Origin of the sequence: Rhizomicrobium electricum (genome assembly GCF_011762045.1) — a bacterium.
GTDB lineage: Bacteria > Pseudomonadota > Alphaproteobacteria > Micropepsales > Micropepsaceae > Rhizomicrobium > Rhizomicrobium electricum.
The window spans coordinates 1-5,321 of sequence record NZ_JAASQS010000014.1 but is presented as its reverse complement, the minus strand read 5'-3'; the positions used below and the strand labels follow the sequence as shown (position 1 = coordinate 5,321).

The 5,321-nt window shown below is 55.9% G+C and carries 6 protein-coding genes; 4 read left to right on the top strand and 2 right to left on the bottom strand.

Translation table 11 applies throughout. The features are described 5' to 3' along the window. Positions 1 to 43 precede the first annotated feature (43 nt). Entirely contained in the window at positions 44 to 733 is a 690-nt protein-coding gene (locus FHS84_RS21045) for a hypothetical protein (protein ID WP_166937522.1), read from the top strand. A gap of 324 nt (positions 734 to 1,057) precedes the next feature. After that, entirely contained in the window at positions 1,058 to 1,966 is a 909-nt protein-coding gene (locus tag FHS84_RS21040; RefSeq protein WP_166937521.1) for a hypothetical protein, read from the top strand. A 16-nt stretch (positions 1,967 to 1,982) separates the two neighbouring features. On the opposite strand, the gene FHS84_RS21035 is transcribed toward FHS84_RS21040, so the two are convergent. Beyond that, positions 1,983 to 3,005 carry a tyrosine-type recombinase/integrase gene (locus FHS84_RS21035; protein ID WP_166937520.1) on the bottom strand — a complete coding sequence of 341 codons (1,023 nt, stop codon included), beginning with the start codon at positions 3,003 to 3,005 and terminating at the stop codon, positions 1,983 to 1,985. Beyond that, entirely contained in the window at positions 2,998 to 3,285 is a 288-nt protein-coding gene (locus tag FHS84_RS21030) for a hypothetical protein (protein WP_166937519.1), read from the bottom strand. The genes FHS84_RS21035 and FHS84_RS21030 overlap by 8 nt, the downstream gene beginning before the upstream one ends. A 342-nt stretch (positions 3,286 to 3,627) precedes the next feature. On the opposite strand from FHS84_RS21030, the gene FHS84_RS21025 reads away from it, so the two are divergent. Both FHS84_RS21025 and FHS84_RS21020 read left to right on the top strand, forming a co-directional pair. Further along, positions 3,628 to 4,401, top strand: coding sequence for a hypothetical protein (locus FHS84_RS21025; RefSeq protein ID WP_166937518.1), 774 nt, complete (start codon positions 3,628 to 3,630; stop codon positions 4,399 to 4,401). A gap of 207 nt (positions 4,402 to 4,608) precedes the next feature. Then, positions 4,609 to 5,259, top strand: coding sequence for a primase/helicase family protein (locus FHS84_RS21020; RefSeq protein WP_166937517.1), 651 nt, complete (start codon positions 4,609 to 4,611; stop codon positions 5,257 to 5,259). The last annotated feature ends 62 nt before the right edge of the window (positions 5,260 to 5,321 follow it).

Genomic DNA, 5,321 nt, shown 5'->3' with positions numbered 1-5,321 from the left:
CCTGCCGGAAGGACGCTGACACAATTGGTCAGAGGGGTCGGTTTTGGACGCGAAAATCACCCCTCAGGGGGTCAATATTGCAAGCGATTTCACACCCGTGCTCCAGGAATCGGCGAGAAATGCGTTTTTCGACTATAATTTTGCTGAGGCGCGAAAGCTTCTAGTGCGGGCGCAAGGGCTTTCGCCTCGTACAGTTCGAGATCGCATTATTTTCGCCGATCTCACTACTCAGCTCCATCATCGAGAGATCGAATATCTCGCCAGAGGCGGGGACTTCGATGCTGCAAAGACATGCCTATCGTCCTTTTTGAATTGGCTAAGGGCCGCTTCTCCAAAGGTGTTCGATGAGAAGCATATTCTGCATCTCAGAAATTCTAGTCGATTAATGATGGAGTTGAGGCGAATGCCGCAACTGGATGCGTCGGATCTCATCGATTCAATAGATGCTGAGATTGCGGTAATTGATCGATTTGGACGCCGTCCCGCCCCTTTGTCACCGTTGGGGATGGCAGTAGATGGGGGTGACATGCGTTACGGTTACCTTAAGCAGGAGGGGCTAAAGCCGACGTACGGCTTCCTTCGTGATCAACAGGGCACCGATACATATCTGCATCGAGACAATGTATCTCCACATATGTGGACACACCTCAACAAAGGGGGCCGTGTTCGTTTTTCAATTGGCGTTGGCAGCCAGGGCCGAACATTCGCTAAGGACGTTGAGTTGGACGAGTAGGCACATGCGAGTCGCTAGAAAGCTCGGGATCCCGATCAGCTAGGAGCGGCGACAGCTCGCAGAACACCCCTGGAACGAAACTGTAAAACCCGCTGTAAAACCGGTGGGGTGATCTCAGCTAAGCCATGGAGCGGGCGAAGGGAATCGAACCCTCGTATGCAGCTTGGGAAGCGGGGTGGAAGTGCCCGATGTCAGCGCTTTCGCTGTTAAATCTGTGCCAAAAGAACTAAGCTGAATCAAGCCGTTATTGCTGGTGTGTTAAACGCAAAAGGGCGGATCGATATGAGTTTTTCTGCTCTGTCGTCCGAAGCAGGGGGTGTTTGAATGGGACTGTTCATCGAACCGCCAACGGATGCAGATCGGGGTTATTTGAATTTGTGGGAGGCCAAATCGAACGGGGAGATGGCCATTCGGGCTGCGCTGGAAGAATTATGGGTGAAGTACGAGCCGTATGCCGATGCAGGCTTTCCGAGCAAGTTCGCGAGGCACCCTGACGAACATTTCTGGGAAATGTACCTGACGGTTTTGCTTCTCGACGAAGGAAAGAAGATCCGACCACGCAAGGATGTTCTTAAAGCGGAACGAGAGGTTGGGCCTGACATTTGTGTTCTTGAACAAGGACGCAAAGTTTGGATCGAGTGCGTGACTCCTGGCGCAGGCAAAGAGGGCCATCCAGATTCGGTGCCGGAGCTTGGTGGCAAGCGAACACTACACGCAGCGCCTCGGCGCCAAGTCGAGCTGCGGATCACGAGTTCTCTCAAACAAAAGCGGGATCAAATCCGTGCCGCTCGGGAAAAAGGAATTATAAGTGCCGAAGATGTTTCAGTTGTTGCGTTCTCGGGGGCGAACTTCTGGGCACAGTCGGCAACAGGTGGGATCCCGCACGCATTGAGCGCGGTATATCCGATTGGCGAGGAATATATGATCGTCAACGGCGACACGTTTGAGGTCATTGAGTCGAAATACGCACTCTCAACGAAGATACCGAGGAAAGGTGGACCAGATATAGCGCGCACCGCGTTCTTGTCGGGCGAGTATCCTGAGCTAGGAGGGCTGATCTGGTCGCGGAGAACAATTGGGAATTTCGTCGGACAGGGATGCGACTTTGTTTACGCCCACAACGCGACTGCGCAAACGAAACTTGACGCGAAGTGGGCGAGGTGGAGCCGGGAATTCCTGATCCACACTACAAAGGACGAGTACGTGCTTGAAGAACTGACGCAAGAGAAATGAATGCATTTCTCACGTTCTAGTTCCGGATCGCCTTCCCTGCCTTGTCCATGCGGCGAACGCGATCTTTGAGCAGTTCGTCGCGCTTCACGTAGCGGTCGATGAGCCGTTCAACCTTGTGTTCCGACCACGCCATGATCTCTGCGATCTCACGGATAGACAGGTCGGCGCGGAAAAAGTTCGTTGCCGCCGTTCCGCGTAGATCGTGGAAGTGCAGGTCCTTCCCGTCGGGCCAAGCCGTCAGCATGGCCTTGTTCCAGCTTGAGCCGAAGCCCTTCCACGGCTTGCCCAAATGATTGGTCAGGATAATCGGGCTCCGTTTCGGGATCGTGCCCAGCAGCGCCCGCAGTTCGCCGTATAGGGGGATTAGCGCGGCCTTACGCCCGCGGCTCTTCCCTGTCTTGCGCTCAATAGCGTTTGCGCCAATCTCGCCCCACGACAGCCGTAGGAGGTCTCCTTGCCGCAGGCCGGTCAAGGATGCCAAACGCGCCGCGAACACCAATTCCTCGGAAGCGGTCTTGGCAAAGTGGTCAATATCGTCCGGCGTCCAAATAATGCTGGAACGGTCTCCGTGGTAAAGGTTTGGAATGCCGCTGCAGGGATTGTTCGCAATGGCGCCATCGGCAGCAGCAAAGCTCAGCACGCGGGACAAGACCTGTTTCGCCATATCGGCGGCACGCGGGCGGTCACGCCACTTATCGCGCCACTTCCGAATGTGCTGGCGAATGATCGGCCGGTCGAACTGGCGCATGCTGAGGTTGCCGAAATGGCTCTTCACTTCGTCCAGCCACGGCGCCCAAACGCGTTGCGTTTTGGGGGACAGTTCGCGCCATTCATGACTGCTCTTGTAAAGGGTCACCCAGGCCTTGAATCGCGTTTTGTCGTCAGCGTCGGTCCTGGGCCTTGTCGCCTCCATAAATTCCGCGTGGAACTCGGGTGAGCCATAGGGCGCTAAGATACGAGGGCCGCCGCGGTAGGCGTAGTAGTAGGTCTGTTTAGGCATACGGACCGTGTAGAGGCCCTTGAGTTCGACTTTAGCCATGCTCGGCCGCCCATGCTGCCAGCTCAATATCGTCCTGATTCGCGCCCAAAGTCATATCCGATCCGTGTGATGTGACGATACGAACCCTATTGTGCGCGAGTTCTAATTCCGTCGGCACTGCTCCCATCGAACGCAAGAACTCTGCCGCACGTTCGTAATCAGCCTTGGTCACCTTGCCTTGCCGGACCCGCGTGCTGGATGAGCGCCGCGAAATGCTGGCCGCGCCCAAATCAGGTTTATCGGTTCGGATACTCACGTCATCACCAGTCATGTTGTTCACGCCTAGACCATCGCCCCACGGCGGCGGCCAAGCTATGTGCATTTCTGACGCGACTTGAAGATTCCGGGGAATTTCCCCGCTTGTTGTGAACTCGCTGTGATCTGCATTCACAAAAAGCCTCAACTCGGAGGCAATGATCCTCTCCGGTGAGTGTGCCGCTAAAGATTCCGGGGAATTTCCCCGCTTTCTTATTAGCGTCGTCTTCCATCTCGGGTTTGTTTGCGAGTACCTCAATCGCGCGGACGGCAAACAGGATGACCTATCACTGTTGCCAGGCCAACTGAGTCTGGAGAGGAAGTCAGCCGGCCGCGTGAAGCCAATTGTTTGTAGAGGAGTATCTGTATGTTGATGAGTGCAGTATCTGGTGACCAAAAATGGCGGCGGCAGGAGCGCGCCTTCTGGGCGGTTATGGCGCTGTCGGCGTCATATAGGGCGGCCGGTAGTGAGTACGATTTTTCTGCCGCTCTGGAAGACGTTACCAATGAGGTTACGAAATACGTCTCGACCAACCCGATTGTGCTCAATTCCAAGGCGATGATGTGGCGAGCACTGCAGGGGCTGGCCTCGACGGGGCGAAAGCCATGGGCTTCAAACTATGCCCGTGAGATCAGGGCGTCCGCTGGCGAATTGCCCGATTGGGCGCCTCCGAACTGTCGTGAAATCTATGAGTGGGGTTTTATGAGTACTGAATGTCGCCCGATGGAGAAAGTCTGGCGCGCGCTTTGGCAGTTCCGTTCGTCGCCAGCAGAAATACTCGCTGCCCGCTCGGCGCATCCCCGTTCTTTCGACGAGCTTGCGGACAAGGTGAGGTTCGCAGCCTTTATTGGCGCGCTGGAAAATTGGCGGTGTTGCGCTCGCGATAACGAATGCGATGCTGGTCGCGTCGGCGACTACTTCGGCCGCATGATGGCGATCCCCGATGACAAATGTCTTCTTGCCGCGCGCGATTTGGTGTTTTGGCCAGGCTACAAGCTGATGCAGCCGCCAAAGGAGCCCCGCGATCCTATGCAGCGACAGATCTTTGAGAGCCTAATTTCGGCGCCGGCATTTTGGCTGAGAGCGCTTGAGCGCGACGCGAAGCGGCTCTCGTGGCCGCCGAAGGCCATCGCCGCGTAACCAAAGAGCCGGGGGGCGATCATTCATCCCCCGAACCGCGGCAAGCAATTAGCACAAGCTGAACGTCTCGAACCAAGGCCAGAGCCATAAAGGCTCTTGGTCCGCAGGGCAGCGCATTGCCCGAAACGTAAGTAGAAGAGGTAGAATTATGCCTATGAGTTCAAGGTGGTTGTCGGTTGACTGCCTTTATTGGGTGGAGTGGGTCTGATGTACGACAACTTCACCGAAGAATTTCGCGAATACGCCCGGAGCCAGGGCTTCGAGCTTCCGGCCGATATTTATCCCGATGGCAGATACCATCGTTGCCATGACCGGCGTGACAAGCGCGGCACGAAAAACGTTTGGTATGTCCTTAATGACGATACGGTGCCGCGGGGCGCCGTTGGGTACTGGCGAACTCAGGAGCACCATTCTTGGTCGGCCAATGGCTGGAAACGCCTAAGTCGGGAAGAATGGCGCGCTATCCGAGCCAAGTCGAAGGCCGAAGTGCAACAGCGCCGTCTTAATGAAAAGAACAAGCACGACGCGGCGGCAATGAAGGCCAAAGAAATTTGGGCTTCTGGCAGTCCAGCCGACCCGAACCATGCATATCTTCGCGACAAGGGTATCTCGCCTTGCGGGGTTCGGCAGGGCGAATGGCATAATGATTACATAGACGCAGATGGCGTTGTTCGCGAACGTATGGTCCGCGATGCTCTTCTGATCCCGCTTTTCAACGGGCGCGGGGAAGTGCGCTCGATGCAAGGGATCTTCCCCGATAAGCAGAATGTCCTCGGCCGCCGAAAGGACTTTTTGCCGGGGGGCGAGCTGGCGGGGTGCTTCTATCCTGTGAAATCGCTTGCAATATTGACCCCCTGAGGGGTGATTTTCGCGTCCAAAACCGACCCCTCTGACCAATTGTGTCAGCGTCCTTCCGGCAG

What these genes read in the sequence shown, in the direction of transcription:
- FHS84_RS21040 (WP_166937521.1), top strand. Translation starts at nt 1,058, where the DNA reads ATGGGACTGTTCATCGAACCGCCAACGGATGCAGATCGGGGTTATTTG.
- FHS84_RS21035 (WP_166937520.1), bottom strand. Translation starts at nt 3,005, where the DNA reads ATGGCTAAAGTCGAACTCAAGGGCCTCTACACGGTCCGTATGCCTAAA.
- FHS84_RS21020 (WP_166937517.1), top strand. Translation starts at nt 4,609, where the DNA reads ATGTACGACAACTTCACCGAAGAATTTCGCGAATACGCCCGGAGCCAG.
- FHS84_RS21025 (WP_166937518.1), top strand. Translation starts at nt 3,628, where the DNA reads ATGTTGATGAGTGCAGTATCTGGTGACCAAAAATGGCGGCGGCAGGAG.